Source organism: Promicromonospora sp. Populi (assembly GCF_041081105.1).
Classification (GTDB): domain Bacteria; phylum Actinomycetota; class Actinomycetes; order Actinomycetales; family Cellulomonadaceae; genus Promicromonospora.
Genome location: NZ_CP163528.1, coordinates 3,453,791 through 3,478,912 on the forward strand (window position 1 = coordinate 3,453,791; position 25,122 = coordinate 3,478,912).

At 70.5% G+C, this 25,122-nt stretch carries 22 protein-coding genes and 1 pseudogene; 8 read left to right on the forward strand and 15 right to left on the reverse strand.

What is annotated here, in order from left to right; all coding sequences use genetic code 11:
- The first annotated feature begins 54 nt into the window (after positions 1 to 54).
- Positions 55 to 390, forward strand: coding sequence for a rhodanese-like domain-containing protein (locus AB1046_RS15690; protein WP_369370230.1), 336 nt, complete (start codon positions 55 to 57; stop codon positions 388 to 390).
- Positions 391 to 410: 20 nt separating this feature from the next.
- Here the strand turns inward: AB1046_RS15690 and AB1046_RS15695 are convergent, their stop codons facing one another.
- Positions 411 to 2,111: a glycoside hydrolase family 10 protein gene (locus tag AB1046_RS15695; RefSeq protein ID WP_369370231.1), complete on the reverse strand. Its 1,701-nt coding sequence runs from the start codon at positions 2,109 to 2,111 to the stop codon at positions 411 to 413.
- 267 nt (positions 2,112 to 2,378) lie between these two features.
- A complete protein-coding gene (locus AB1046_RS15700) occupies positions 2,379 to 2,687 on the reverse strand; it encodes a GNAT family N-acetyltransferase (RefSeq protein ID WP_369370232.1) in 309 nt (102 codons plus the stop codon).
- A gap of 64 nt (positions 2,688 to 2,751) precedes the next feature.
- Between AB1046_RS15700 and AB1046_RS15705 the strand changes: the two genes are divergently transcribed.
- From AB1046_RS15705 to AB1046_RS15715, 3 genes are all read left to right on the forward strand, one after another.
- Positions 2,752 to 3,972, forward strand: a complete 1,221-nt coding sequence (locus AB1046_RS15705) for an MFS transporter (RefSeq protein ID WP_369370233.1) — start codon at positions 2,752 to 2,754, stop codon at positions 3,970 to 3,972.
- 125 nt (positions 3,973 to 4,097) lie between these two features.
- The gene (locus AB1046_RS15710) at positions 4,098 to 4,562 is read left to right on the forward strand and encodes an NfeD family protein (protein ID WP_369370234.1); all 465 of its coding nucleotides are present in this window, start codon (positions 4,098 to 4,100) and stop codon (positions 4,560 to 4,562) included.
- A gap of 97 nt (positions 4,563 to 4,659) precedes the next feature.
- A complete protein-coding gene (locus AB1046_RS15715; protein ID WP_369370235.1) occupies positions 4,660 to 6,141 on the forward strand; it encodes a flotillin family protein in 1,482 nt (493 codons plus the stop codon).
- A gap of 77 nt (positions 6,142 to 6,218) precedes the next feature.
- On the opposite strand, the pseudogene AB1046_RS15720 reads toward AB1046_RS15715, so the two are convergent.
- The 4 genes and pseudogenes from AB1046_RS15720 to AB1046_RS15735 form a co-directional block, all read right to left on the reverse strand.
- Positions 6,219 to 7,522: pseudogene (locus AB1046_RS15720) on the reverse strand (MFS transporter).
- A gap of 321 nt (positions 7,523 to 7,843) precedes the next feature.
- Complete coding sequence (locus AB1046_RS15725) at positions 7,844 to 8,953, reverse strand: hypothetical protein (protein WP_369370236.1); 1,110 nt, start codon at positions 8,951 to 8,953, stop codon at positions 7,844 to 7,846.
- Positions 8,954 to 9,033: 80 nt separating this feature from the next.
- Positions 9,034 to 10,473 (reverse strand): hypothetical protein, encoded by a 1,440-nt coding sequence (locus AB1046_RS15730; RefSeq protein ID WP_369370237.1) that lies wholly within the window; start codon positions 10,471 to 10,473, stop codon positions 9,034 to 9,036.
- A gap of 237 nt (positions 10,474 to 10,710) precedes the next feature.
- Positions 10,711 to 11,790, reverse strand: a complete 1,080-nt coding sequence (locus tag AB1046_RS15735; RefSeq protein ID WP_369375735.1) for a VIT1/CCC1 family protein — start codon at positions 11,788 to 11,790, stop codon at positions 10,711 to 10,713.
- Positions 11,791 to 12,042: 252 nt separating this feature from the next.
- Between AB1046_RS15735 and AB1046_RS15740 the strand changes: the two genes are divergently transcribed.
- Positions 12,043 to 12,654 (forward strand): ribonuclease H, encoded by a 612-nt coding sequence (locus AB1046_RS15740; RefSeq protein WP_369370238.1) that lies wholly within the window; start codon positions 12,043 to 12,045, stop codon positions 12,652 to 12,654.
- A 90-nt stretch (positions 12,655 to 12,744) separates the two neighbouring features.
- Here the strand turns inward: AB1046_RS15740 and AB1046_RS15745 are convergent, their stop codons facing one another.
- The 5 genes from AB1046_RS15745 to AB1046_RS15765 form a co-directional block, all read right to left on the reverse strand.
- The gene (locus AB1046_RS15745) at positions 12,745 to 14,217 is read right to left on the reverse strand and encodes an adenylosuccinate lyase family protein (protein WP_369370239.1); all 1,473 of its coding nucleotides are present in this window, start codon (positions 14,215 to 14,217) and stop codon (positions 12,745 to 12,747) included.
- Between the two features lie 508 nt (positions 14,218 to 14,725).
- A complete protein-coding gene (locus tag AB1046_RS15750; protein WP_369370240.1) occupies positions 14,726 to 14,866 on the reverse strand; it encodes a hypothetical protein in 141 nt (46 codons plus the stop codon).
- Positions 14,867 to 15,023: 157 nt separating this feature from the next.
- On the reverse strand, positions 15,024 to 15,932 hold the full coding sequence (locus AB1046_RS15755) for an intradiol ring-cleavage dioxygenase (protein ID WP_369370241.1): 909 nt from the start codon (positions 15,930 to 15,932) through the stop codon (positions 15,024 to 15,026).
- Entirely contained in the window at positions 15,925 to 17,748 is a 1,824-nt protein-coding gene (locus AB1046_RS15760; RefSeq protein WP_369370242.1) for an FAD-dependent oxidoreductase, read from the reverse strand. Before AB1046_RS15760 ends, AB1046_RS15755 begins: the two co-directional genes overlap by 8 nt.
- A gap of 65 nt (positions 17,749 to 17,813) precedes the next feature.
- Positions 17,814 to 18,827 carry an AraC family transcriptional regulator gene (locus AB1046_RS15765; RefSeq protein ID WP_369370243.1) on the reverse strand — a complete coding sequence of 338 codons (1,014 nt, stop codon included), beginning with the start codon at positions 18,825 to 18,827 and terminating at the stop codon, positions 17,814 to 17,816.
- Between the two features lie 91 nt (positions 18,828 to 18,918).
- Between AB1046_RS15765 and AB1046_RS15770 the strand changes: the two genes are divergently transcribed.
- Positions 18,919 to 19,596, forward strand: a complete 678-nt coding sequence (locus AB1046_RS15770; RefSeq protein WP_369370244.1) for a histidine phosphatase family protein — start codon at positions 18,919 to 18,921, stop codon at positions 19,594 to 19,596.
- A 22-nt stretch (positions 19,597 to 19,618) separates the two neighbouring features.
- Positions 19,619 to 20,110, forward strand: a complete 492-nt coding sequence (locus AB1046_RS15775) for a PH domain-containing protein (protein ID WP_369370245.1) — start codon at positions 19,619 to 19,621, stop codon at positions 20,108 to 20,110.
- Positions 20,111 to 20,197: 87 nt separating this feature from the next.
- Here AB1046_RS15775 and AB1046_RS15780 read toward each other — a convergent pair whose 3' ends face one another.
- Positions 20,198 to 21,025 (reverse strand): MerR family transcriptional regulator, encoded by an 828-nt coding sequence (locus AB1046_RS15780; protein ID WP_369370246.1) that lies wholly within the window; start codon positions 21,023 to 21,025, stop codon positions 20,198 to 20,200.
- A gap of 42 nt (positions 21,026 to 21,067) precedes the next feature.
- On the opposite strand from AB1046_RS15780, the gene AB1046_RS15785 reads away from it, so the two are divergent.
- Entirely contained in the window at positions 21,068 to 21,550 is a 483-nt protein-coding gene (locus AB1046_RS15785) for a DUF6194 family protein (protein WP_369370247.1), read from the forward strand.
- Here AB1046_RS15785 and AB1046_RS15790 read toward each other — a convergent pair.
- The 3 genes from AB1046_RS15790 to AB1046_RS15800 form a co-directional block, all read right to left on the reverse strand.
- Entirely contained in the window at positions 21,547 to 22,299 is a 753-nt protein-coding gene (locus AB1046_RS15790; RefSeq protein ID WP_369370248.1) for an MOSC domain-containing protein, read from the reverse strand. The genes AB1046_RS15785 and AB1046_RS15790 overlap by 4 nt on opposite strands.
- Before the next feature lie 44 nt (positions 22,300 to 22,343).
- Positions 22,344 to 23,573, reverse strand: a complete 1,230-nt coding sequence (locus tag AB1046_RS15795; RefSeq protein WP_369370249.1) for a metallophosphoesterase family protein — start codon at positions 23,571 to 23,573, stop codon at positions 22,344 to 22,346.
- Between the two features lie 86 nt (positions 23,574 to 23,659).
- Complete coding sequence (locus tag AB1046_RS15800; RefSeq protein WP_369370250.1) at positions 23,660 to 25,087, reverse strand: amino acid permease; 1,428 nt, start codon at positions 25,085 to 25,087, stop codon at positions 23,660 to 23,662.
- Positions 25,088 to 25,122: the final 35 nt, after the last annotated feature.

Here is a 25,122-nt window from a genome sequence, read left to right on the forward strand (position 1 = left end):
CCGGGCGTGTCCGTCGCCGCCGGAGTGCTCGCGTCGCCGTCGTAGGCTGAAGACATGTTCCCGCCGATGCAGCCCGAGGTCCCCTCGGTCCACCCCAGTGAGCTCGATCCGACGTCGCCCGTCCCCGACGGTTCAGTACTGCTGGACGTGCGCGAGCAGCACGAGTGGGACGCCGGCCACGCTCCGGGCGCCGTGCACATCCCGCTGAGCGACCTGCCCGCGCGGTTCGGGGAGCTCGACGCCGAGGCGCCGATCCTGGTCATCTGCCACTCCGGTGGCCGCTCGGCGAGTGCCACCCAGTGGCTCAACGACGCCGTGGGCTTCGAGGCGACGAACCTCGACGGCGGCATCGTGGCCTGGCAGGGCGCGGGACTTCCCGTCGAGCGCTGACGCGCTCGGCTCGGTGACGCCTACTCGGTGACGCGCGGCCGGCTCGGGCCGGTCTCGTTCCAGACCCGGTCCAGCGCCGTCACGACGTAGGTGTAGTGCAGGTTGGGCACGGCCGAGGCGTCGAGCCAGGACTGGATGCGCCCGCCCGTGGAGCGGAACGTCCCTACGAGGTTCGCCGGGTCGTCCGTGTCCACGGTTCTCGCGTAGCCCGGCACGCGGTACACCGCGAACGACGTCGCCCGGGAGGCCCTGGCGCCCATGTCGGCCACGTGGATCTGGACGCCGTCGGACACCCTGCGGGCCTTCGTGAGAACCGGGGTGACCACGGGCACGGCCGGCAGGTGCGGCATCGGCGGCACGAGTGCCAGGTTCTGGTAGTGGTCCTCGATGACCTGCGACATGGCGCCCTGCGGGTCGGCGGGCACGTGCTTCGCCGAGTAGTAGACGTTGCCGTGGATCGGTCCGACGTCGTGGCTGACCTCACGGCACAGGTCGAGGTGGTTGGAGAGCTCGGCCGGGTCGGTGAAGACCCCGCTCGTCACCTTGTAGAGGGCCTCACCGATGTACAGCTGGGTGCCGGACTGCGCCGCGATCTCGGCCCACCACGGGACGAGGGCCGCGTAGTCGGCGATCGCGAGCCCGATCTGCCAGTAGACCTGCGGGTTGATGTAGTCGAGCCAGCCTTCGAGCACCCACTTGCGGGTGTCGGCGAACTGGTCGTCGTACGACTCGGACCCGCCCGTGTCCGAGCCCAGCGGGTCGGTGGTGCTGTTGCGCCAGATGCCGAACGGGCTGATCCCGAACTTGACCCAGGGCTTGGCCTCCTTGATGCGGCCGCTCATCGTCTCGACGAAGCGGTCCACGTTGCCCCGGCGCCAGTCCTCGATCGTGTCGAAGCCCGCGCCGTACTGCTCGTACGTCCCGGCGTCGGGCAGTACCTGGCCGGCCACCGGGTACGGGTAGAAGTAGTCGTCGAAGTGCACACCGTCGATGTCGTAGTTCTCGACCGCGTGCAGGATCGCCCGCTGGATGTGCTCCTGCGCCTCGGGGATGCCCGGGTCGAAGTAGAGCCTGCCGCCGTAGGGCCACACCCAGTCCGGGTGCTGCCGCGCGGGATGGTCGGCGACGAGCTGCGCCAGATCGGCCTGCATCGACACGCGGTAGGGGTTGAACCAGGCGTGCAGCTCGATGTTGCGCTTGTGCGCCTCGGCGACCATGAATCCGAGCGGGTCGTAACCCGGGTCCTGCCCCTGCGTGCCGGTCAGGTACTGCGACCACGGCTCGTACGGGCTCTCCCAGAACGCGTCGGCAGTGGGCCGGACCTGCACGAACACGGCGTTCAGCCGGTTCTCCTGGGCCACGTCGAGCCAGTGCAGGAACTCGGCCTGCTGGCTCGCCGCGTCGAGGCCGCTGGCCGAGGGCCAGTCGATGTTGACCACGGAGGCGATCCACATGGCACGCAGCTCACGCTTCATCCTCGGGTCGGACGACGGCGGCGGTGTGGCGTTGCCCGTCATGGCCGGGGCGCCGAGCGCCGTTGCGGGGTCCAGGGCCGCGATCGTGACGCTGATCGCCGCGGCCGCCGTGCCCGTCGCCGCCATCGTGAGGAACTCACGCCGCCCCATCCCCGACATCAGCCCCGCCGCCTTGGCCGGTGGAAGCGACCTGGTGCGCGCATAGGCGGGCAGGTGTGTCGCCTCGTGGCGGGCGGGTTGCCTCACGTGCTTGACCTCCGGTACTGGCTGCTGGGGGTTGGTGCCGTGGTGCTCGGTGATGTGGTTGTGCTGCTGCGACCTTGCTGCTGTGGTCCCGCTGCTGCGCTCCTGCAAAGTTGGCCGGCGCCGAGCCGGAAACACTGAGGTGACAAACAATGCCACCGGGCGGCGCCGTGGGGAAACTCTCGCACATGTCGCTACGGATGTGAAGTTTACAAAGTGATCGAGATCATGAAACTTACTTTCACACCTCGCTGACCGGCCACTACGGCCTCATTCCGGCGTGTGCCCCCGCAGCAGATCGTCGTACTCGGGCGCGTGCTTGCGGACGTAGGCCCGGATGTAGGGGCACATCGGCACGATCTTGTCGCCCGCGTCGCGCACCATACCGAGCGCGGCCTTCGCGAGCTGCCCCGCCAGCCCCTGGCCCTCGTACTCCTCGAACACCTCGGTGTGCACAAAGATGACAGTTCCCGGATCTCTCTGGTAGACGGCGAAGCCGGCCAGCTTGCCGTCGACACTCACCTCGAAACGGGACTCCTCTGGGTTGTCGGTCACCGTCACCTGCGGTTCGTCGGTCATGGGAACATCGTGGCCCACCGGAAACAGCGGGACCAGTGTCAGTGGTCGATGCGACACTCGAACCGTGCCAGAGACTGCCGCAACACCCAGATCCAATCCGTACGCGGCAGTGCTCCGCACTCCTGGCGCGCTGAAGTTCTCCGCGGCCGGGGCGCTCGCCCGGCTACCCATGTCGATGATCGGCATCGGAGCGGTGCTCATGGTGCAGGGCCTCTACGACAGCTACGCCATGGCGGGCCGGGTCGCCGCGGTGCTGGGTCTGGCCCAGGCGTTCCTCGCCCCGCAGATCGCACGCTGGGTGGACCGGCGCGGCCAGCGGTCCGTGCTGCTGCCGGCGCTCGCCGTCTCCGCCGTCGGCCTGGGCGGGCTCATCACCGCGGCAATGCTCGGCGCGCCCGAATGGGTGCTGTGGCCGTTCGCCGCACTCGCCGGTGCGAGCCAGGGCTCCTACGGCTCCATGGTCCGCGCGCGCTGGAACCACGCGCTCGACGACCCGCGTCGCCTGCACACCGCGTACTCGCTGGAGTCCTCGATCGACGAGCTGGTCTACATCGTGGGCCCGGTGCTCGCCACGACGCTCGCCACCGCCGTCGCGGCGCCGTCGGCCCTGGTGGTCGCCGGGATCGCGACGGTGGTGGGCGGTCTGCTGTTCTTGATGCAGCGCGCCACCCAGCCGCCCGTCGTAGTGCCCGACGCCGAGGCGCGGCACCGCGCAGTCGTCCTCACTCCCGGCATGCCGGTGCTGGTGCTCGTCTTCGTGGCGATGGGCATGATCTTCGGCTCCACGGAGGTCTCCACCGTCGCGTTCGCCGAAGAGCTGGGTAGCAAGGGTCTGTCCGGTGTGGTCCTCGCGGTGTTCGCGCTCGGCTCGCTGCTCGCCGGCCTCCTCTACGGGGCCCGCCACTTCACGAGCCCGGCGTCGCACCGGTTCGTGATCGGGATGGCGACGCTCGGCGCCGGCGTGTCCCTGTTCCTCCTGGCGAACTCGCTCTGGATGCTGGCGGTCGTGATGTTCGTGGCCGGGCTCGCGATCGCGCCCACCATCATCACCGGCAACGGCCTGGTGCAGGAGATGGTCAGCAGGCACCAGCTCACCGAGGCGTTGACCTGGGTGGGCACCTCGATCGGGATCGGCACGTCGCTGGGCGCGTCGGTTGCAGGCGCGCGCGTGGACGCAGCCGGAGCGGACGCGGGCTTCCTGGTCGCCGTCGGCGCGGGCTGGTTCGCCGCCCTGCTGACCCTGGCCGCGAGCCGCACGCTCCTGAGAAAGCCGGCGGCGCGGTAGCTGACCCCTCCTCGATCCTGGCTGGAGCCGGTTGACCGGCACTTCACCCGCTCTACCGCCAGATCGCGGAAGCCTTCCTGATACGTTTTAGCCGACTTTTACAAAACTTCAAGAACGGACCCGGGATGCTCGTCTTCATCATCATCGGCCTCCTCGGGCTGGCGCTCGCGATTACCTCTTTGGTGATCGGCGACTTCTTCGAGCTGGCCGACGGCGCGCTCTCGGGCACCTCGCTAGGCGCAGGAGCCCTGCTGTTCGGCGCGACCGGCATGGTGGTGCTGTCCTCGGGACTTCAGCCGTGGGTCGCCTACCCGGCCGGCCTTGTGGTCGCCGTGCTGGTGATCATCCTGGTCAACGTGATGATCAAGCGCCTCAAAGCAGGTGACGACGGCACCCCCGTCTCCCTGGTCGGCATCCAAGGCACCGTGACGTCGGACGTCGACCGCGGCCACGGCGAGGTGTCGCTCGACGCCACCACAGAGCTCGAGACCCGGCTCGCGTTCTCCGACGAGCCGATCGAGCAGGGCCTTCGGATCATCGTCGTCGAACAGCACGGCGCACGCGTCAAGGTCGAGCCCGTCCCGCGCTGAAGCGCTCCGACGCTCCTCGCAAGAACCGCGCGCACGATCCCTTTACCGGCTGGGACCGACCTTCGGCCTGGCCACCGCCCTTACCCCAGGAGCCGAGATGGAACTGACCGGTCAACTAGTGGGCATCATCGCCGTAGTGGCGGGTGTGCTCGCGATCTTCCTCGTCCTCGCGTTCATCGCGAGCCGCATCCGGCGCGTACCGCCGAACGAGGCGTTGATCATCGTGGGCCGCGGTGCGGGCAAGTCCGAGGCGCAGATGGCGAGCCAGCGCGTAGTGGTCGGCGGCCGGGCGTTCGTGTGGCCGGTGCTGCAGCAAGGCTTCGCGATCTCCCTGGAACAGCGGCAGATCGGCATCACTGTCGAGGGCGTCGACAAGAACCGCATCAAGATCGCGATCAAGGCGTCGATCAACTTCAAGGTGCGCGGTGACGAGGAAGGCGTGCGGCGAGCAGCCCAGCGCTTCCTGTCCCAGCAGCATCTGCTGACCGAGATCATCAAGGAGTCTCTCGAGGGCTCGCTGCGGTCGATCGTCGGCGACATGACGATCGAACAGATCATCTCGGACCGCAAGGGCCTGTCCGACCGCGTGGTGCAGTCCACCAAGACGGACCTCTCGGAGCAGGGCCTCCAGGTCGACCTGCTGAACATCTCCGACATCTCGACGCCCGGGTCGGACTACCTCGCGAACCTCGGCCGCGCCGAAGCCGCCAACGCCCGTCAGCTCGCCGAGGTGTCCGAGGCGGAGGCCAACCGGGCCGCGGAGTTCGCCGTGATCGAGGCGGCCGAGCAGATCGCCGTACGCAAGAAGGCCCTCGACCTCAGGAAGGCCACCATCAAGGCGGAGACGGACCGGGCGAATGCCGAGGCCGACGCCGCCGGCCAGCTCGCCCGCGCCGAGCAGGACCGCCTCGTGGCCCAGCAGGAGCGCGAGGCCATGGCCGAGAAGGCTCGCGTGGAGCAGGAGCGCCTCGACATCGAGGTGCGCAAGCCGGCCGAGGCTCAGGCGTACGCGGAGGTCCAGGGTGCCAATGCCCGTCGCGATGCCAACAACGCGGCCACGGAGGCCGAGGCGTTCAAGCGCACCACCATCGCCGAGGCGAACAAGACTGCCGCGCTGCAAGACGCCGAGGCGTCCGCCGAATCGGTGCGCCGCGCCGGTGAGGCTGAGCGGGACAGGCAGGTGGCGCTGGCCGCCGGTATCGAGGCCGAAGGCCGGGCGCGCGCCATCGCCGTCGAGGCGGAGGGACTTGCGGAGGCAACCACTATCGATGCCAAGGCCGAGGCGCTGCGCAAGTACGGCGAGGCCGCTCTGGTGCAGGAGCTCATCGAGCGCCTGCCCGACATCGTGCGCGCCGCCGCCGAGCCGATCGCCTCGATCCAGGGCATGACTGTGATCTCGACCGACGGCGCCTCAGCGATCACGAAGAGCGTGACCTCCGTGCTCGGCGAGGGCCAGGGGGTCATCAAGCAGCTCACAGGCGTGGACATCAACCAGCTCATCTCGAACCTGGCAGGACAGACCAACGGCGCCGGCTCGAGCTCGGCCGGTAAGACCACGGACGTCGCCCCGAAGAGCTGACCCACCCCCTATGTTGTGGGCGGGATCGTTGTGACCAGGCACCCGTCACCGGCGCAACGATCCGCCCGCAACAAGGATCAGGGTTCCGGGTGGCGCGCGTCGTAGCCCCAGAACCGCGGCGTCAGGCGCACGATCAGCCAGAGCAGCACCACGCAGGTGAGCCCGCCGACGACGGCCGCCCACCCCTCGCCGAACCACGCCGCCTCGGCGCCGAGGACCATCTCGCCGAGTCGCGGCCCGCCCGCGACCACCACGATGAACACCCCTTGCAGGCGACCGCGCATGTGGTCGGGGGTGGCGGTCTGCAGGATGCTCTGCCGGAACACCGACGACACGCTGTCCGAACCGCCCGCGAACGCAAGGGCGATCCCGGCCGCCACGACCGCCCAGACGATCGCCCCGTCCGGTGAGCCCCGCCCCACCAGGACGAGGACCAGCCCGAACGCGGCGATCGACAGGCCCCACGCGGTGATCGACCAGATGATCACCTGCCCCTGCTTGCGCATGCGCGTCAGCCCGCCGGAGAACACGCTCGCGAGGATGCCGCCGATGGCGAAGGCCGCCGCGAGCACACCCGTCGTCGTCTCGCCGCCACCCAGGTAGATGACGCCGGCCGCCGGCCACAGGACGCGCGGGAAGGCGAGGACCATCGCGCAGATGTCGACGAGGAACGTGGTGCGCACGTTCGGCTGGGTGGCGAGGTAGCGCAGGCCGTCCAGGACCGAGCGCAGCCCGCTGGCGCGCACGCGGCCGTCCGGGGCCGTGCCGTCGGCGGCGGAAAGCTCCGGGAGCACGGGCGGCAGCCGGAACACCGCCCAGAGGGCCGCGAGGAACAGCACCATGTCCAGGGTGTACGCCAGGCGTAGCCGAGCTGGGCCACGAGCAGCGCACCGATCAGGGGGCCGCCGGTCAGCGAGATGTTCATCGACAGCGTCGAGAGCGCGTTCGCAGCGGGCATCAGCTCCCTGGGCAGCAGCCGGGGGATGATCGCCGACCGGGCCGGGTTGTTGATCGCGAACGCCGCGCTCTGGAGGGCGACCAGCCCGTACAACAGCTGCACCGACTCGAGGTCCAGCCAGGCCTGCGCGGCGATACCGGCCACGACCAGCCACAGCACCGCCGACGACAGGAGGGACACCTTGCGCCGGTCGTACCGGTCCACCAGCGCCCCGCCGTACAGGCCGAGCGCGACCAGCGGGACCAGCGAGAACAGGCCCAGCAGGCCCACCGCGAGCGTGGACCCGGTCAGCGCGTAGATCTGCAAGCCCACCGCGACGATGGTCACCTGCGTGCCGATGTTCGAGATCGACAGCCCGAACCACAGACGCCGGAAGTCCGGCGACACCCTCAGCGGTGTGGTGTCGGCGAGCAGATGGCGCATGGTGCTCCGATCGTAGGCCCCGGTCCGACGCCGGCCGAGGGCCTCCGCTGTGACGTGCGCCTCCCGCGCACGGGAGAGGGCACGGCAGAGGGCATGACAGGGGGCATGACAGAGCGGGCGCTCAGGTCACCCCCCGATGGCCTGAGCTCCCGCTCTGTTCTGTCCCGGTCCGCGGGCCGGGGCGCCCCCCAGCGGCGCCCCGACCCCACGAACCTGCCGACCCGGATTTGGGACGGCCCCCGAAGTGAGCCACCGTGGTGACTCACAACCGGAACCGCACCCCGGGCCGTTGTCTCCGTCAGAACATGGTCAGACCACGTTCTAACGGCGACGTAAGCGGAGCACCGCGATCCCCAGCCCCAGAAGGAGCGAGATCAGCGAGAGCTGCCCCGTGATCAGGTGTCCCGGCTGGATGTTGGCTGTACCCGGTACGACCACCGGTTCCGCCACCTCCGCGGGCTCAGGCAATGTGTCGTGCAGGCTTTCGCTCAGGCCACCCGGCAGGATCGTCCCGTCGTACTCGGACGGCGCGGGAGCAGGCTTGGCATCGTCGCCCCAGCCGATGTCGACGCTGTCGTCACCATCGGTGCTTCCAGAGTTGGCGGTGCTGTCGGCAAGGAGGTCTCGCGCGGCATCCGGCGCCGAGGCAGGCAGGCTCTGGCTGGTCACACCGTGGCGACCGGAGGTCTTGCCCGGGCCAGAACCCGTGCTGTCGACATCGTGGTCGAGGCGGGTGGGAGTCACGTTGCCGCGAGGCGTCTCGGATCCACCCGGGTGGTGGCCGGATCCGGGAGGGGTGGTTCCAGGAAGATCGACGCCCGGCTCTTCGACGCCCGGCTCCTCCGTACCTGGTTCCTCCGTACCTGGTTCCTCGGTGCCCGGCTCTTCCGTTCCCGGCTCCTCCGTTCCCGGCTCCTCCGTTCCCGGCTCCTCCGTTCCCGGCTCCTCCGTACCCGGTTCTTCGGTGCCCGGCTCCTCCGGCAGGGGGACCTCCGGTAAGGGGACCTCGATATCGGTCGGCGGGACACCAAGCAGGTCGCTGACCAGCCCGTTCTCGCCCAGCGTCCCGTCGACAACTCCGGCGACGTCGACGTGCACGAGCGAATCAAGTATTCCGTCCCGGCCGACGATGTCGCCCACCAGGCCCGCGTCGACGTCCCTGTCGACCTCGGTGTCGACATCCGTGTCCGCGTCAAAGTCTTCGGCCGGTGTCTCAGCCAGCTCGTCTTCCGTGCCTGCCGGGGGCGCGACGTCGCCAGGCGCGTCCGGGTCGCCGCGTGTGTCGGCGGCTTCCTGGCTGGTCTCGGTGGTCCCCTGAGTGACTGGATCCAACAGACCTTCCCCCGCGGCGTGCGCGGTGGAGGCGCCGACGACCACGAGGCCGCCCGCAACAAGTACCGTGTACAGGGCGCGTCGGATGCTTCTGTCCATACGTCTCTCCTTGGCTGGCGTGGAGCCGACGGAAATTCACCGTCGGGAGGTGCCGCACACGAGGGCGCGACCCAGCCAGGTCAGGCAGGAGAGACAGGGATGTCCGTGTAGCTGCTCGCCAGCTTGGCGCGCGACTCGTCCGTCGCGACGCGCCAGGTGCGAGCGCGGAAGATCAGGAGCGCGGCGAGGACGGCGAGGAGCTCGCCGCCCAGCAGCTTGAACTGGGGTCCGCCGCCGCCCAGGAGGCCGGCAGCACCCGCGACGACCGCGTTCCCGGCGCCCCCGGCGGCGAGCGGGAAGCCCGCGCCGAGGAGGCCGGGGCCGTCCGAGTGGACGACGTCCGCCATCGCAACGCTCAGCGCACGCGCGGTGTCCGCGGCGGTGATGCCCTCAAGGGCGCTCACCTGCGGCAGGTCGAGCATCGTGCCCTGGTCCCGGAGAGAGGTCCAGACCACGACCGAGACGGCACCGGAGGCCTGCAGCGCCCTCGGGTCCGTCGACTCCGCGTTCCCGGTCTGGTCGACCGGGATCGCCGTAGTGGGCCCGCCGGGTGCAGCGGGCAGTCCTGGCGCCGGCAGTCCTGGCGCAGGCAGCGCGGGCGCCGGAACGAGCGGCTCCACGATCGGGTTCAGCGGCTCCACAACCGGGGCGAGAACCTCACCCACAGGTGCGATCACCTCGCCGACCGGAGCCAAGATCGGCGCGAGGGCATCCGTGACCGGAGCGGTCGCCGGCTCGAGCGCGCGGACGATCGGGGCGGTCACGCCGCCGACGACGTCGGTCACCGGAGAGACCAGGTCGACCACCGGGTGGAGCAGACCGCTGGTCACGGGGGCGAGCGGCTTCGTGACCGCGCCGAGCACCGGCGCCAGTGGGGAAACAATCTGCCCGACGACGCCGGTCACCGGCTTGAGCTGCTCACCGAGCGGCTCGGTCACCGGCTTGATGGCCGTGCCAACCTGCTCGGTCACCGGCTTCAGGACGGGATCGGAGATCTGCTCGACGACCTCGGCGACCTGCGCCACTGGCTTCTTGGTGATCCCGGAGACGGCCTCGGCTACGGGCTCCGTCACTGCCGTCCGGACCGGCTTCGTCACCGGCGCGGCCGCCTGCGCGGCAGGCTTCGTCGCCGGCTCGGGCGCGGCCTGCGCGGCGGGCTTCGGCGCAGCCTCGGCGTTCTGCTCGGGCGCGGGGGCGGCTGACTCCTGTGCGGGCGGCTCCGTTGCCGCCCCGCCGCCGCCCGGCCCTGCCTGCTCAACAGGAGCCTGCTCAACCGAAACCCGGGTCAGCCCGAGTACGTCGGTAGTCCTCACGAGGGTCTGCGCCGTCGCCTCCACCGTGTCGCTGAGGGCGGAGCCGAGCGTCCCGGCGTCGGCGGCACTCGAATCGGCGGCACTTGACGGAGCCGCGAGAGTGACGCCGAGCGCGAGGCCCGCAGCGCTGAGGGCGAAGGTTCCGACGGCGCGCGCGACAAGACGACGGAGGTTGTCCCCCGTGCCCGTCAGCGCGTCCTTCGACATCGGACTCCCACCCTCCGGCCCCAGTGGCCAGCAGATATGTATGCAGATTCAATCTGCGCGGGGTTCCGGATATCGGCAACTGCACACCTGCGGTTTGCGGATCGAGAGTTTTGTGCTTCAGAACTGCGACATGTCGGAAGATGGGCGTTATCCCAGCCATCGCGCGGCAATGCGCACCATCGGCCCTGCCTCGGGACCCTGTGGGTGAACTCTGCCGAGCGGGTGAACTCTGCCGGGTCAGCCGACGGTGGCACCGAAGACGAGCCCGAGGACGTACGTGACGCCCGCCGCCCCGAGGCCGATACCGATCTGGCGCAGCGCCCTGGTGAGCGGCGACGTCCCCGACAGCAGCCCGACGACGGCGCCGGTCACCAGCAGCGCGATCCCGACGAGCGCCGTCGCGACGATCACGGCTGCCAGCCCTTCGAGACCGAACAGGTAGGGCAGCACCGGGATCACGGCGCCCGATGCGAAGAAGCAGAAGGAGGAGAGCGCCGCGCCCCAGGCCGTGCCGTGCGTCTCGAGATCGTCGACGGCGCCGGTCGGCTCGTCGTCGAGCGAGGCCTGCAGGAGCCGCCCCCGGCTGTCGGCGGGCGAGACGGCGAGCCGGGCGAGCACGGCGTCCGCACGCGCCGTCGCCTCCTCGATGCTCATGCCCCGCGCCCGGTACACGAGCGCGAGCTCGTTCGCGTCGACGTCGAGGTTGGGCAGGGCGGCGTCGGCATCGGGTGACGGCGACGACGCCTCCAGCAGCTCCCGCTGCGACCGCACCGACACGAACTCGCCGGCGCCCATCGAGAGGGCGCCCGCGAGGAGGCCCGCGAGCCCGGACAGCAGGACGGTGCTCGTCGCCACCCCGGACGCACCGATGCCCAGCACCAGCGCGAGGTTCGACACGAGCCCGTCGTTCGCGCCGAAGACGGCGGCGCGGAACGTGCCCGACAGCCGGTTCCGGCCACGGGTCGCGAGCGCCCGCACCACCTCTTCATGGATCTGCTCGTCGGCCGCCATGGTGACGGTGGCATCGGCGTCGTGCGAGTACGACGAGCGGGCCTCGGCCCGCTGCGCCAGCGCCAGCACGAAGACCCCGCCGAAGCGGCGGGCGAGGAAGCCGAGCCCCCGGGTACGGAGGTCGCCGCGCACGGGCGGGCCGACGTCGGGACCCAGCAGCGCGAGCCAGTGCGACTCGTGCCGCTTCTCCGCACGCGCGAGGGCGAGCAGGATGTCGCGCTCCTCGCCGGTGCGTCGCCCGGCGAGGTCGCGGTAGACGGCGGCCTCGGCGCGCTCGTCGGCCAGCAGCCGGCGCCACCTCCGGATGTCCGAGCGGCTCCGGCTCCGGGCGGGGCGAGGCTCGGGCGCGTGCTCGACGGGTGTCGGCGCGCTGTCGGACGGGTATCGGGCGGGGCCGGACGGGACGTGAGGCACACCGTCATCATGCCCAGGGAATGCCGCGCGTGGGTTTCGTGGCTCCGGCGCCCGGATTTCGCCCCACCGAACTCCGGGCCGGCCCGGGCTTCGACGTCGTGTCGCCCGGCCAGCCGTACGGATTCTCGGGCAGAAGGATGCACAATGGACGCCGTGATCATCGTCAGCACGCACGGGTCGGCCGCACCCGGCGGCGCGATCGGATGGGCGTGGATCAACCACGCGGGTGGCCAGTTCGACTCGGGCGGCGCTGCCCGTGGAGACGACCAGGTCGCGGCGCTCTCAGCCCTGCTGCGCGCGATCGAGGCACACCCCGGCGACGAGCCCCTGCTCGTCGAGTCCAGCTCGCAGTACGCCATCCGCTCCGTGTCCGAATGGTCCGAAGGGTGGAAGCGCAACGGCTGGCGCTCCCCGTCGGGCGAGCCTGTCCCCAACCTCGACCTGGTGGAGGGTGTGGACCGTGTCGTCGCGGAGCGCACCGGGCCGGTCCGGTTCCACTGGGTACGGGGACACGTGGGCAACCCTTATAACGAGCGCGTCGATCAGCTCGCCGGCTTCGCCGCCGAGGAATGGGCGGCGGGACGCGGCGGCGTCGGCGAGATGCTTGTGCCCGACGCCGGGATGATCCCCGACGCCGAGCTGCGCCGCGGGAGCCTCACCGCCGAGACCCGCGAGATACCGGTACACCTGACACCGCCGGCCCCGGTGGGATCCGGGGCCGGGCGGACATGGGTGGCGGAGACCCTGTTCGACTGACGGTAAACGGACTGCGCCCCTGACTCGCCGCACTTGGTGCGGCGAGTCAGGGGCGCAGGGTCGGTCGGTCGGACGACGGCGTCGGCCCGGCTAGAGACCGACCAGCAGGAGCTCCTCCGCGGTCCGGGCTACCGGCGCGACCCGACCGGTGGTGACCGGTGCGACGTCGGCGGCGTCGTCCATCTGCTTGACCGTCTCGCGGACGGACAGCGGCACCGGCTGCGCCGTGCGGGCGCTGAACTCGAGCCTGTCGGCCACGGCGCGCGCGTGCTGCGCCATCTCGTGCGCGATCGTGACGCTCTCGCCAAGGTAGGCGCTCGGGTCGATCAGGCGGCAGATCTCCGCGCGGTCGAAGTACGCGCTGACCGTCGCGTTGCGGACCAGCAGGTCGAGGAACTGCGCGTCGCCGCACGCCGACTCCTGCGCCACCTCGTACACGACCTCGTGCGCCTTCTGCCGGCCGATGCGCTCGCCCAGCTCCATCATGAGCGACTCCGAGCCGATGAGGCCCTCGCTCAGGGCGAGGTTGGCGCGCATACGCTGCTCGTCCAGCTCGAGGCCGTCGAGGATCACGTCGAGGCGGGTCAGGATGTCGCCGGCCAGGACGGTCGCGCGCCGGACCGTCTCCTCCAGGAGGTCGGTCATGCCGCCGTTGGCCTCGTGGTCGTGCTGCATCGACTCGAGGGCGGGCGCGGCGAGGGCGCGCAGCTGGGCGCTCATCGACAGGAGGTCGAGGGCGAGCTGCGGGTTGCGCTTGTGGGGCATCGTCGAGCTGCCGACGGTGCCGTCCGGGATCGGCTCGAACGCCTCGCCGAACTCCGGCTGCATCATCGAGTAGATGTCCTTGCCGATCTTGCCGGCGGTCCCGGCGACCTGGCCGAGGACAAGCACAAGCTCGACGATCCCGTCGTTGATCGCGCGTGACGGGACCGGCATGGTGCCGAGCCCGAGGTGGTTGGCGACCCGGCGCTCGACCTCACGCCCGGCGGGGCCGAACGAAGCGAACGTGCCGACGGCGCCGCCCATGAGGACCCGGAACAGCCGGTCCTCGAGGCGTTCGAGGCGGTCGGTGTGCGCCGTGAGCTCGTCGATCCAGACCGCAACCTTGAAGCCGAACGTCACCGGCACAGCGTGCTGGCTGTGCGTGCGGCCGGCCATCGGCACCGCTGCGGAAGCGTCCGCCTGCTTCGACATGCCGCGCAGCACCTTGGCGAGCAGGTCCTTGACGGCGCGCTGCGCGTCGCGCAGCACCAGCACGTCGGCCGTCTGGGTGATGTTCTGCGTGGTGGCACCCCAGTGCACCCAACCGCCGTGCTCGCGCCCGACGACGCGGGCGAACTCCTCGATCAGCGGCATGAGCGGGTGGCTTGCCGACACGGTCTCGGCCGCCACGCGCACGAGGTCCAGCTTCTCGATCTGCGCGGCCTGCGCGATCGCCTCGCCCGCCGGCTCCGGGATCAGGCCTACCTCGGCCTCGGCGAGCGCGAGCGCCGCCTCGACGTCGAGCCTCGCCTGGAATCGGTTCTCGACACTGAAGAGGTGCGCGATCCCGGCGTCGGGCACACGACCGTCAGTAAAGTGTCGAATCGATTCGTCGTTCATCCCTGGTAACCCCACTCAGCTCTTGTGTCGTACGTGATTGGACGTGCTCTGGCTGCCGCGTCCCCGTCTCGGGGCCGGGCTGCCGGCGAGTTCCTTCCACGTCGTACCGGCCGCCGCGGGACCTTGCCCGCCTGGCTTGCCGTGCCGAACTCGCCGTACCCCATGCGTGTGCATCAACCTGCTGTACCGACCTGCTGTACCGAATTGTGGAAGAAGGTGTACGGGCAAGGCTAGCGGAAGTGTTTCCAGAATGTAACGGGAGTGAGGTCTGTCACATGATTTGTAGGCGCCGCACGGCCCCAGACCTGCTGTTCGACGCCGATTACCGGGCCAGCGGGTGAACTTTCGGGAGATTGGCGGCTGTCTCGCATGGCGGGACGACGCGAGCCCGGCCGCAACTGCCACTGGGTGGCGTGCGGCCGGGCTCTCTGCTGAGGCACCAGCTGTGCGGAGCGAGCGCGGGTGCGGGTCAGCCCGTGGGCGCGTCGTCGGCCGGGGTTTCGCTCTCCTCGCGTTGCGACACGTAGGTGTCGGCGACGCTCCGATGCAAGAGCGTGATCCGGCGAGGGTTGGCGATGGAGTGGTACTGGGCGTTGTCGGCGTCCGTCATGGTCCTCCTCCGGTGCAGGCGTACGGCTACGGTGCACGTGGTTCTCCGCTGATGTGCGGGTCTCCTATTTTTGTTGCTACCGGGCCGCGGAGTCGACACAAGAGGCTGTGACATGGCCCTCATCAGGGCGTCGCAACCTTGTCGCGCGCGCGATCGTTCAGTCGGCCGGGGCCAGCACGACGTCGAACCGCGTGCGCGACCACATGCCCTCGACCGCGCGGCCGTCGGGCGTGGGGGTGCCCGCCGGCTGCTCCTCGAAGTCCATGACGAGCGAGTCCTTGACACCGAACACCGAGTCCGACGCGAGCTGCTCGTCGCCGCGCACGAAGATGTGGGTCACGAGCGTCCGCAGCCCGGGCGCGGTCACCATGAAGTGCAGGTGCGCCGCGCGCATGGGCGATCGGCCCGACGCCGCGAGCAGCGCGCCGACAGGCCCGTCGTGCGGGATCGGGTACGGCGTCGGCGTGATCCCCCAGAAGCGGTAGCCGCCGTCGTCCTCCGAGAAGAGGTGGGCGCGACCAGACGTGCGGTCGTCGCCGTACTGGACGTCGTAGAAGCCGTCCTCGTCCGCCTCCCACACCTCGATGCGCGCGCCCGGCACGGGTTTTCCCGACGTGTCGGTGACCGTGCCCTCGACCCAGCAGGGCTGGCCGGTAGCTCCGCCCGCGATGTCCCCGCCGTTGTTGATGAACGGCGCGTCGTCCACGAAGAACGGGCCGAACACCGTGGCCTCCGTGGCGCCTCCGTAGGCCTCGTTGTTGATGGCGATGGTCTGCATGGAGGCACCCAGCACGTCGGACAGCAGGATGAACTCCTGCCGCTTGTCGTCGGTGATGTGCCCGGCGGTGGTGAGGAAGCTGATGCCCTGGTTCCACTCGTCCTCGGTGATCCGCACCTCGCGCAGGAACGCGTGCAGGTGCCGGGTCAGGGACTGCAGGACGGTCCGCAGCCGCTCGTCGTCGGCGCCGTCGAACGATGCCACCACGCGGTCGGTGAGCTCCTGCTCCCGGGCGGCCTGCTCCCGGGTCGCCCGCTCGCCGCCCACCTGCTCGCCGGTCTCACTCATCGTGACCTCCCCTGCCGAGTATCGCCTTCAGTGCGTCGCCCAGCGCGGCCGCCGGGTCGTCGGCGAGCGTCTGCGCGCGCCACGCCACGTGCGAGTCCGGGCGGACCAGGATCGCGCCCGACTCCTCGACGCCGCGCATCTTGGCCCAGTCGTAGTAGGTGTCGATGACCTCCCGGCCCGGCCCGATGACGACGGCCTCGAGCGGCACCCCGAGCTCGTCGGCGACCTTCGCGGCAGCGTCGGCCCATGCCTCGCCCGCGATACCCGTGACCAGGGTGAACTGCCCGTACGGAACGAGGTCGTGGGTCGAGATCTTGTAACCGTCGACGTCGGCCAGCCAGACGTGCGGGAACCGCGCGCCCGGCACCGTGGACTGCTTGTAGTAGAGCTCGGGGTCGCGCTCGTCGAGCGGCTTCGGCGATCCGTCGGGGACGACGGCGACCGACTCGTAGAACTGACCCATGTCCACGCCGTGGGCGTTGAACTCGTAGTTCTTGAGGTCCATCGCCTCGACCAGTGCCGCCCGCTTGGCCTCGCCCGCTGGGGTGTTCGCCTTGCGCTCGTCGATCGCTGCCTGCATCGCCTCCGGGGTCTCGGCGTCGAGCACACCGAGCACCTCCATGAACCGGAACTCGCCGCCCGACTTGTTGGCCCGCAGCACTATCTGCTCGGCGACGGGGGCGCGCTCGGTCGAGTACGTGTCGAGCAGGGACGGCGCCGCCTGGCCGTTCAGCACCGCCGCGATCTTCCACGCCAGGTTGTACGAGTCCTGGACGGACGTGTTGGACCCGAGCCCGTTGCTCGGCGGGTGCCGGTGCACGGCGTCGCCGGCACAGAGGACACGGCCCTTCTGGAGGTGGGTCGCGTACATCTGGTTGTTGCCCCACAGCGAGTAGCCGGTGATCTCGACGTCCAGATCGTCCACGCCTACGAGCTGGCGCACGATCTCGGCGGCAGCGGCGTCGTCGAGCTGCGGCGGATCGCCCGTGATGTCGTATCCCCAGACGATGAGCCACTCGTTCCACGGCCGGACCATCCGGACCAGGCCCGCGCCGATGCCGCCCACGTTCGAGCCGGGCTGCAGCACCCAGTACAGGACGGACGGGCGGTGTCCCACGAGGTCCGTGAGGTCGGCCTTGAAGGTGATGTTCATGGAGCCGGCGATGTCCATCGCGCCCTCCATGGGCAGGGCGATGTCGGCGGCCACCTGGGAGCGGGCGCCGTCGCCGCCGATCAGGTACTTCGACCGGATCGTGTACCGGACGCCGGTGACGCGGTCGAGGACAAGGGTGCTGACACCGTCGTCGTCCTGGGTGTGGCTCAGGTACTGAGTGGAGAACCGCGACTCGGTACCGCGCTCGGTGGCGTTCTTCACCAGGATCGGCTCGAGGTAGGTCTGCGGGATGTCCACCGTGAGCGACGGCGAGGCGAGGCGCGCGTCGCCCTCGCGGGCGGGGTGCGTCTCCCAGGTGAGGATGCGGCCGATCTCCTCGCCCGCGATCGTCGTGCAGAACACCGTGTCGCCCACGAGCTCGTGGGGCGTCGCGTCCGCGAGGACCTGGTCCTCGATACCGAGGTCGCGGAAGATCTCCATGGTCCGCTGGTTGGTGATGTGCGCGCGGGGCGTGTTCGCCGTCCAGCGGTACTTGGTGATCATGATGTTGCTGATCCCCAGGCTCGCCAGGAACAGGGCCGCGGAAGCGCCGGCGGGCCCGGAGCCCACGACCAGCACGTCCGTCTCGACAACTATGTCGGTGCTCGTGTCCGTGCTGCTGGGGAGTTCGGTCGCGGTCTGACCGTCGTCGAAATCAGGCATGCGTCAGAGCGTGGCGCAGTCTCGCGCGCGAGAAAAGTGCTGACCAGGGAAGTCGGCCGAAACCCTCAAGGCCTGCGAAGCAGACCCATATGCCTGCGGGCCTCCGACGGCGACATCCCCGCCTGCTCCCGGAACACACGCGAGAACTGTGCGGCCGACGAGAACCCGCAGCGCAGGCCGATCGCCTCGACGGTCTGCTGCTCGTACGACGGCATACGCAGCATCCGTCCTGCCATCTCCACCCGACGACGGGCGACGAACCGCGGCACGCTCGTGCCGCGCTCGGCGAACACACGCGAGAGCTGCCGCTCGCTCAGGCCGATCGCGTCGGCGATCCGACGAGCGGACAGCGTGGGGTCGCGCAGCCACTGCCGCACGTACTGCGCGGCCGCCGCGAAGTGCGCGCCGGCAGTCTGCGCCCCAGCCGCCGCGGGCTGCGCCACCACTGCCGCGACCAGGTCGAGAGCCGCCCCCTCGTCGGCGACGCCGTCGCCCTTGGGCCCCACGGCGCGGGCGACGAGGGCGGCCAGGGCCGCCGCGTAGGAGCTGATGCCCGACGGCGGTCGGGTGCCCGACGTGCCCGACGTGCCCGACGTGCCGAAGTCGATCATCTGGGCCGTGCGCGGCACGGTGCCGCCAACCGCGCGGAAGACGTCGTGCGGGATCTTGATCGCGAGCTCCTCCAGACCCTGGGAGAACCCGCGCAGGAACGGCCGGTCGGCGTCGCACACCAGGAGCTGGCCGGGGCGCAGCATCCGCACGCCGTCGTCGTGACAGAAGAACGCCTCGCCCACGAGCGTGAAGTACAGGGCAACGGACCCGGTGGGGCGGCTGCGGACCATGCCAGCGGTGCGCTCGACGGCGTGCGGGTTGGCCTCGACGTGCGCCAGATGCAGCCGGTCCAGCTGGAGGTTGGCCTCCGATGCCTCGAGCGTCTCCTCGTCGAGCATGCGGCACTGCAGCGCCACCAGGGCGTCGGCGTTGTGCTCCTCCCACAGCTCGATCCGCCGCACTGTGGGCAGGCCTCGCGTGGAGAAGCGGTCGACGGCGCCGTGCGACGCCAACGTGGCACGGGTCACGTTCCCCAGGGTAGGTGCAGCGCACAGCCCGCACCAGGATCGGCGGTGGTCAGGGGGTGCATCCGGGCGCCAGTCGCGGGATGCTCGGTCCATGCCTCTGAAGCCCTCGCGCGACCCCCAGCTCGTGTTGCTCCGGCACGGCCAGACCGAGTGGAGCGTGAGCGGGCAGCACACCGGGCGCACCGACCTCCCCCTCACGGCGGCCGGCGAGGACCAGGCCCGGTCGGCGGCGGATACGCTCGCGGACTACGAGTTCGCCGCGGTCTACACGTCGCCGCTCGCCCGGGCGCGGCGGACGGCGGAGCTGGTGGGCTACCCCGACGCCGTCGTCGACGAGGACCTCGCCGAGTGGGACTACGGGCCCGTCGACGGCCTTACCTCGCACGACGTCTCCGGGATCCTGGGCCGCGAGTTCATGATCTTCGACGACGGCGTCCGCGTGCTGCCGCCGTCCGCCGAGCACGGCGACGGGCGGCCCGGCGAGACCCTCGACGAGGTCGCCGTGCGAGCGGCGCGGATCATTACCCGGGCGGAGGAGTCGCTCGCCGGCGCGGCCGGGGCTGAAGCTGGGTCGGGCACGGCGTCGGGCACCGGCGGCGACGTGCTGCTCGTCGCGCACGGGCACCTGCTGCGTGTGCTCGCCACCGTCTGGCTCGGCGTGGACCCGCGCCTGGCGGCCCGGTTCGAGCTGGGCACCGCCGCCGTCTGCCTGCTCGGCTACGGGCACAATCTGCGCACCATCGAGGGCTGGAACCTGGCCGCGCAGTAGGTTCAAGCAGTAGGTTCGCGGCATGAGGGAAGAGCACCTCGCCGACGGCGAGACCATCGTGTTGCAGCTGCGCACGCATCCGAAGAAGGTCATCAAGCCGATCCTGCTGCTCCTGGTGCTGGTCGCGGCCCTCATCGCGCTCTGGGTGCTGCCGCTGCCGGTCGACCAGATCGTGCTGTGGTTCGCGACGCTCGCGATCGTGGTGCTCGGCCTCGCGGCCGCCGCCGCACCTTTCCTGCGCTGGCGCACCACGCGCTACATCGTCACCAACCAGCGTGTCGCGCTGCGCACCGGCATCCTGACGCAGACCGGCCGGGACATCCCGCTCTACCGGATCAACAACGTCACGTTCGAGAAGCAGCTCAGCGACCGGTTCTTCGGCTGCGGCACCCTCGTGATCTCCGACGGCACCGACCAGCCGGGCATGGTGCTCGAGGACGTGCCCGACGTCGAGCAGGTGCAGCGCACCCTGCAGGACCTGATCCGCGAGGGCAAGCAGATCAGCGACGACTGAGGCCGAGTCTCAGGGCGTTGCCTCCCAGAGCGCACTGATTGCATGCTCACGGACATCCTGCCGCTCGGGTCACGGACATCCTGCCGCTCATGTCACCGGCCGCGGACTGACCCGATCGAGGACGGCGGCGAGATCCGCTCCCGCGCGTAGCAGGGCGACCGCGCGATCGGCAATCTGTTCCAACCGCCAGTCCAGGATTCGCCGGGCCTCAGGGATCCCCTCGACGCCATCGGCCCCGTGCAGGGTCGAGATGACCTCCCGCACGGCGGGGATCCCGTATCCGCTGCCGCGCAGCGCGGCCACGATGCGCGCCTCGTTGACCGCAGCTGGCCCGTACTGCCGGGCCCGCAGGGTCGTCACGCGCTCCGGAACCGCGAGCCCCTCCTGCTCCCAGAACCGGAGCGTGGACGTGCGCACGCCGAGGGCGGCGGCCAGCTCGGTGATGGTCATGACGTCCGTGCTGGGGCCGCCGGTGCGGTGCCGGTCCGCGCTGTGCCGGTCCGCGCCGTCGCCGTCGGGCAAGGACGTTTCGGCCTGGATCTTGCTCAGCGCCTCCTGCGCGTGGAGCGCCTCGTCGCGCTCGCGGGCGAGCTGGACGTGCAGGGAGCCGATCGCAGCGGCGGCGTCGGCGAGGCGCCCGGTCCTCGGCTCGGAGAACAGCTCGGCGAGCAGACGGCGAGCGACCACGGGCCCGGCCGCGCTCGCGAGTCCGCGATAGGCACGCAGCGCCTGCACGTGCACCGGCGTGTAGGTGCGGTATCCGTTCGCCGAGCGGACAGCCGGCGGGATGACCCCCAGCCGCTCCAGGTCCCGGACCTGTTGCAGGGAGTAGCCCGACTCTCGCGCGACGTCGGCCGTGCGGAGCGGCGGGCTCTCTCGCGTCGGGCGCCGGGTAGTTGTGCGCTCACCGGTCATTCACTCAACCCCACATAAGCACTTGAAGGTGATGCTTGAATCATGAGCATCAGCCTGAGTATCAACCAGATCATCGACGCCGTGCGAGACCTCGACGGCGCGCTTGTCGTCGCCCCCGCCGTCGGCGACCCGGCCTTTCCGGAGCTGGCCTGGGGCGACGCCTTCTTCTACTACGCCCCTGATCGCGTCATGCCCCGGAACGTCCAGCCGTACGGGACGATCGTCACGAAGGACTACCCGGGTGATACCGCCTCGGACCTCGACCCGGCGGACCGCTGGCGCGTGAACATTCATGTAGACCGGGCGGCGTTCCGGGAGCTCGTCGGAGATCGGGACGCCGGGGGCGGTGACGTCGGGAATCGCGTCGATCCTGCGACACCCGACGTCGTGCAGCAGCACCCGGTCTACGGTTCGGCCGGCTGGGTCGCCGTCGTCAACCCTGGCCCCGCAACCGGAACCACTGTGCTCCGTCTCCTGCGTGAGGCCCACGACGCGGCCCGCGCCCGCTACGAGCGGCGACGCTAGTCGACTGTCGCGCGGCCCGCGGCCTGTTCGGTGCGGCGGAGCATGTCCACGCTGAGCCGGATCTCGCCCGCGACGTGAGCGTTCAGCAGTCGCTGCGCCAGGATCTCCAGGGTGTCGGGGTCCGGCGCACCCTTCTCATCGGGCTCGGCAGCGACGTCGGGCGCGGCAGCGGCCGGCGCCGTCGTCGCCGGATCTTCTCCGCGGGCTACGCCGAACCGGCCGGCGAACCAGTCCGCGACCGTCACCCCGTGCCCAGGCCGGTGCACAACGTCGACGACGTCCCCCGAACCGAGGTCACCGTTGTTGATCACCCGCAGGAAGGCACCCGTGCGGTTCGCCTGCGTGAACCGGCGTACCCACCGCTGCTCCTCCAGACGGCGACCGAAGGTCTGGCAGGGAATGCGTGGCTGCGTAACCTCCAGCAGTGCCGAACCGACCTGCCACCGTTCGCCGATCACCGCGCGGTTCACGTCCATCCCGCGAGTGCGCAGGTTCTCGCCGAACAGGCCGGGCGTGACCTCCCGACCGAGCTCGGCGGACCAGAAGTCGGCGTCCTCCTGCGCGTACGCGTACACCGCCTGGTCGAGACCGCCGTGGTTGGCGCGGTCCGCCTGCACGTCCGCGTACAGGCCGAAGGGTCGGACCTTGACCCGCCCCTCGACGGGCCGCTTGTCGATCGCCGTCACACCCACGGTGCCGGCGTCGGGCAGCAGTACGTGAACGCGGCAGACCGCGAGAAGCTCAGCCATGCGCACATGCTCTCATCCGCACGGCTGAGCCCCCGCGGTCGTGCTCACTTGCGCTTCGGCAGCGGCAGCGGCTCCATCCACTGGTCGTTCGCCGTGAGGTCGATGCCGAACTCCCCGGCGAACCGCATGCGCGTACCGGTCAGCACACCGTCTACCGACTCGTCGAGGTCGTAGACCCGCGCGCCGCGCAGCCGGTTCCGCCCCGCCCCGTCCAGGCCGTACGTGCCGAACCCGGTGTTGCCTGCGTAACCCAGCCGCACGCCGTAGTAGTCGCCCGTGTAGGTGTTCACGTGGTCGTGGCCGCAGAACACGCCGCGCACGTCGCCGCGGTGCTGGATCGCCGAGAACATGCCCGAGTTGAACGGCCCGGGGCACTCCTCCTCGTTCCGCTCGCCCTCGATCCGGTGCCGCGCCAGGCCGCGCTCGTGGTCGGCGTCGGACCGGCCGTCGGTCGAGCCGAACCACATGAAGCGGTACTCCCACAGCGGGATGTGGATGAACATGAGGGCCGGGATCGCCCGCCCGTACCGACGCTCGATCTGCTCCGACGTGTCGTAGTACCACTTGACCTGGTCCATGCGCAGCCAGTCCCAGTGGGGGTAGCCGTCGAAGTCCTGGCCGGCCAGCGTCTCCGGCGCGTACCGCCCGGAGTCGAGCAGCCAGAGGTTGAACGCCGGCCGGCCGTTCGTACCGTCGATCAGGATGTTCGAGTTGCCCTGTCCGGTGACGCCGCGCGCCGTCGGGCCGTTCACGTTGTAGCGGTAGGACCGGTAGAAGGCGAGCATGTCGGCCTCGTCGACGCCGCTGTCCGGCGTCGAGTCCTCGTCGTGGTTTCCGAACGTGATGGCCCACGGCACGGCACGCTCCTCCATCGGCTGCACCACGTTGTTCATCGCCTGGTGCATCTCCAGCGGGGTGTCGCAGCCGCCGGTGATGTTGTCGCCGTTGAGGATCACGAGGTCCGGCTGCTCGTCGTCGAGCACCGCCCGCATGAGCTCCAGGGTGCGGCGGTCGATCTTCTCGTCGTCCTGCGTGTCGTTGAACTGGACGATCTTGAACTTGCCGTCCCGTCCGAACCGCAGGTCACGCTTCGGGTGCTGGCCGAGCAGGGTCGTGGCCGACGCCGGCGCGGCGATCGCGACCGTTGCCGCCGTCGCGGCGGTCGCCGCGCCGATGCTGCTCAGGGAAAGGAACGTCCGTCGGTCGACGCCGCTCGCGGGGCTGTCGCCCGGGATGATCTCGCTCGGCAGGTCGCCGGTTGTCTTCTCGCTCATGCCGACGACGATCGGAGGCCCCGCTGGCGACCGGCCGACCGGCGGGTGGACCCCCGATGACGGTCTGCTGAACGGCTGCCGTCGGGCTACCGGCGGCTGCGTTCCGCGGGCGCGCGACACACCGCCCGCGTGATGGCGTAGACCGCCAGGATCACCACGACGAGACCGGCGGTCGCGGCGATCTGCGGCCGGGCAGCGGCGTCGGACAGCATGAGGCCGACCACCGCCACGAGTGCCACCAGCGTGACCCACGAAAGCCACGGGTAGCCCCAGGCGCGCAGCTGCAGCTCCTCACCCCGCTCGGCCGCCGCGGCCTCCAGCTGCGGCCGCAGCCGCAGCTGCGAGACGACCACCATCAGCCACACCACCAGCAGCGCCGAGCCGACGGCGTTGAGCAGCACACCGAGCAGCGACTCGGGCAGCAGGTAGTTCAGCAGCACCGCCACCACGCCGAAGAAGACCGAGACCAGCACGGCCACCCACGGCACGTCGCGCCCCGAGACCCGGGTGGCGACCGCGGGGGCGTCGCCGCGCCCGCCGAGGGAGAACAGCATGCGGGACGTCGCGTAGATGTTGGCGTTGAAGGCGCTCAGCAGCGCGAGCACAACAACCACCTCCATGAGCCGCGCCGCGCCGTCGAACCCCGCCATCTGGAGCACGGAGACGAACGGCGACTCGAGGCGAGCGGCGTCGGTCCAGGGGATCAGCGCGACCATGATGGCTACCGAGCCCACGTAGAAAAACAGGATGCGCCAGAGGATGGTGCGGGTAGCGGTCGCGACCGCCGACTGCGGGTCGCGCGCCTCGGCCGCCGCGATAGTGACGATCTCGATGCCACCGAATGCGAACACCACGGTGAGCAGACCGGCCGCGATGCCGGGCAGGCCCGCGGGCGCGAACCCGCCGTTCGCGGCCCAGTCCCCCAGGACGCTGCCCGTCACGGGCACGACGCCGACGACGATGAGGACGCCCAGCACCAGGAAGCCCACGATCGCGGCGACCTTGATGGTCGCGAACCAGAACTCGGCCTCCCCGAACTGCCGCACCCCCACCAGGTTGATCGCGCCGAACAGCGCCACGACGACGGCGGCGACCGCCCACTGCGGCACCGCCGGCCACCAGCCGTGCACGATCCCGGCCACACCCGTCACCTCGACGCCGAGCACCATGACGATGGTGAACCAGTACAGCCAGCCCAGCAGGAACCCGGCCCAGCGGCCGAGTGCGGCCTCCGCGTAGACGGAGAAGGATCCGCTGGACGGCAGTGCCGAAGCCATCTCCGCGAGCATCCGCATGACGAGCACCACGATGGCGCCCGCGATCGCGTAGCTGAGGAGGACCGCGGGCCCGGCCGCCGCGATACCGAGGCCCGAGCCGAGGAACAGGCCCGCACCGATGGCGGAGCCCAGCCCCATCATCGTCAGGTGGCGGGGCCGTAGGCCATGGCCAAGCTGCCGGCCCGGGTCGGCAGCGCTCTTCGGATCTTCGCTCTTCTGGTCCTTGGTAGTGCTCACGACCGACCACGGTAACGCGGCGGTGAGACACTTTG

What these genes read in the sequence shown, in the direction of transcription:
- AB1046_RS15690 (WP_369370230.1), top strand. Translation starts at nt 55, where the DNA reads ATGTTCCCGCCGATGCAGCCCGAGGTCCCCTCGGTCCACCCCAGTGAG.
- AB1046_RS15700 (WP_369370232.1), bottom strand. Translation starts at nt 2,687, where the DNA reads ATGACCGACGAACCGCAGGTGACGGTGACCGACAACCCAGAGGAGTCC.
- AB1046_RS15710 (WP_369370234.1), top strand. Translation starts at nt 4,098, where the DNA reads ATGCTCGTCTTCATCATCATCGGCCTCCTCGGGCTGGCGCTCGCGATT.
- AB1046_RS15715 (WP_369370235.1), top strand. Translation starts at nt 4,660, where the DNA reads ATGGAACTGACCGGTCAACTAGTGGGCATCATCGCCGTAGTGGCGGGT.
- AB1046_RS15725 (WP_369370236.1), bottom strand. Translation starts at nt 8,953, where the DNA reads ATGGACAGAAGCATCCGACGCGCCCTGTACACGGTACTTGTTGCGGGC.
- AB1046_RS15730 (WP_369370237.1), bottom strand. Translation starts at nt 10,473, where the DNA reads ATGTCGAAGGACGCGCTGACGGGCACGGGGGACAACCTCCGTCGTCTT.
- AB1046_RS15740 (WP_369370238.1), top strand. Translation starts at nt 12,043, where the DNA reads ATGGACGCCGTGATCATCGTCAGCACGCACGGGTCGGCCGCACCCGGC.
- AB1046_RS15750 (WP_369370240.1), bottom strand. Translation starts at nt 14,866, where the DNA reads ATGACGGACGCCGACAACGCCCAGTACCACTCCATCGCCAACCCTCGC.
- AB1046_RS15755 (WP_369370241.1), bottom strand. Translation starts at nt 15,932, where the DNA reads ATGAGTGAGACCGGCGAGCAGGTGGGCGGCGAGCGGGCGACCCGGGAG.
- AB1046_RS15760 (WP_369370242.1), bottom strand. Translation starts at nt 17,748, where the DNA reads ATGCCTGATTTCGACGACGGTCAGACCGCGACCGAACTCCCCAGCAGC.
- AB1046_RS15770 (WP_369370244.1), top strand. Translation starts at nt 18,919, where the DNA reads ATGCCTCTGAAGCCCTCGCGCGACCCCCAGCTCGTGTTGCTCCGGCAC.
- AB1046_RS15775 (WP_369370245.1), top strand. Translation starts at nt 19,619, where the DNA reads ATGAGGGAAGAGCACCTCGCCGACGGCGAGACCATCGTGTTGCAGCTG.
- AB1046_RS15780 (WP_369370246.1), bottom strand. Translation starts at nt 21,025, where the DNA reads ATGACCGGTGAGCGCACAACTACCCGGCGCCCGACGCGAGAGAGCCCG.
- AB1046_RS15785 (WP_369370247.1), top strand. Translation starts at nt 21,068, where the DNA reads ATGAGCATCAGCCTGAGTATCAACCAGATCATCGACGCCGTGCGAGAC.
- AB1046_RS15790 (WP_369370248.1), bottom strand. Translation starts at nt 22,299, where the DNA reads ATGGCTGAGCTTCTCGCGGTCTGCCGCGTTCACGTACTGCTGCCCGAC.
- AB1046_RS15795 (WP_369370249.1), bottom strand. Translation starts at nt 23,573, where the DNA reads ATGAGCGAGAAGACAACCGGCGACCTGCCGAGCGAGATCATCCCGGGC.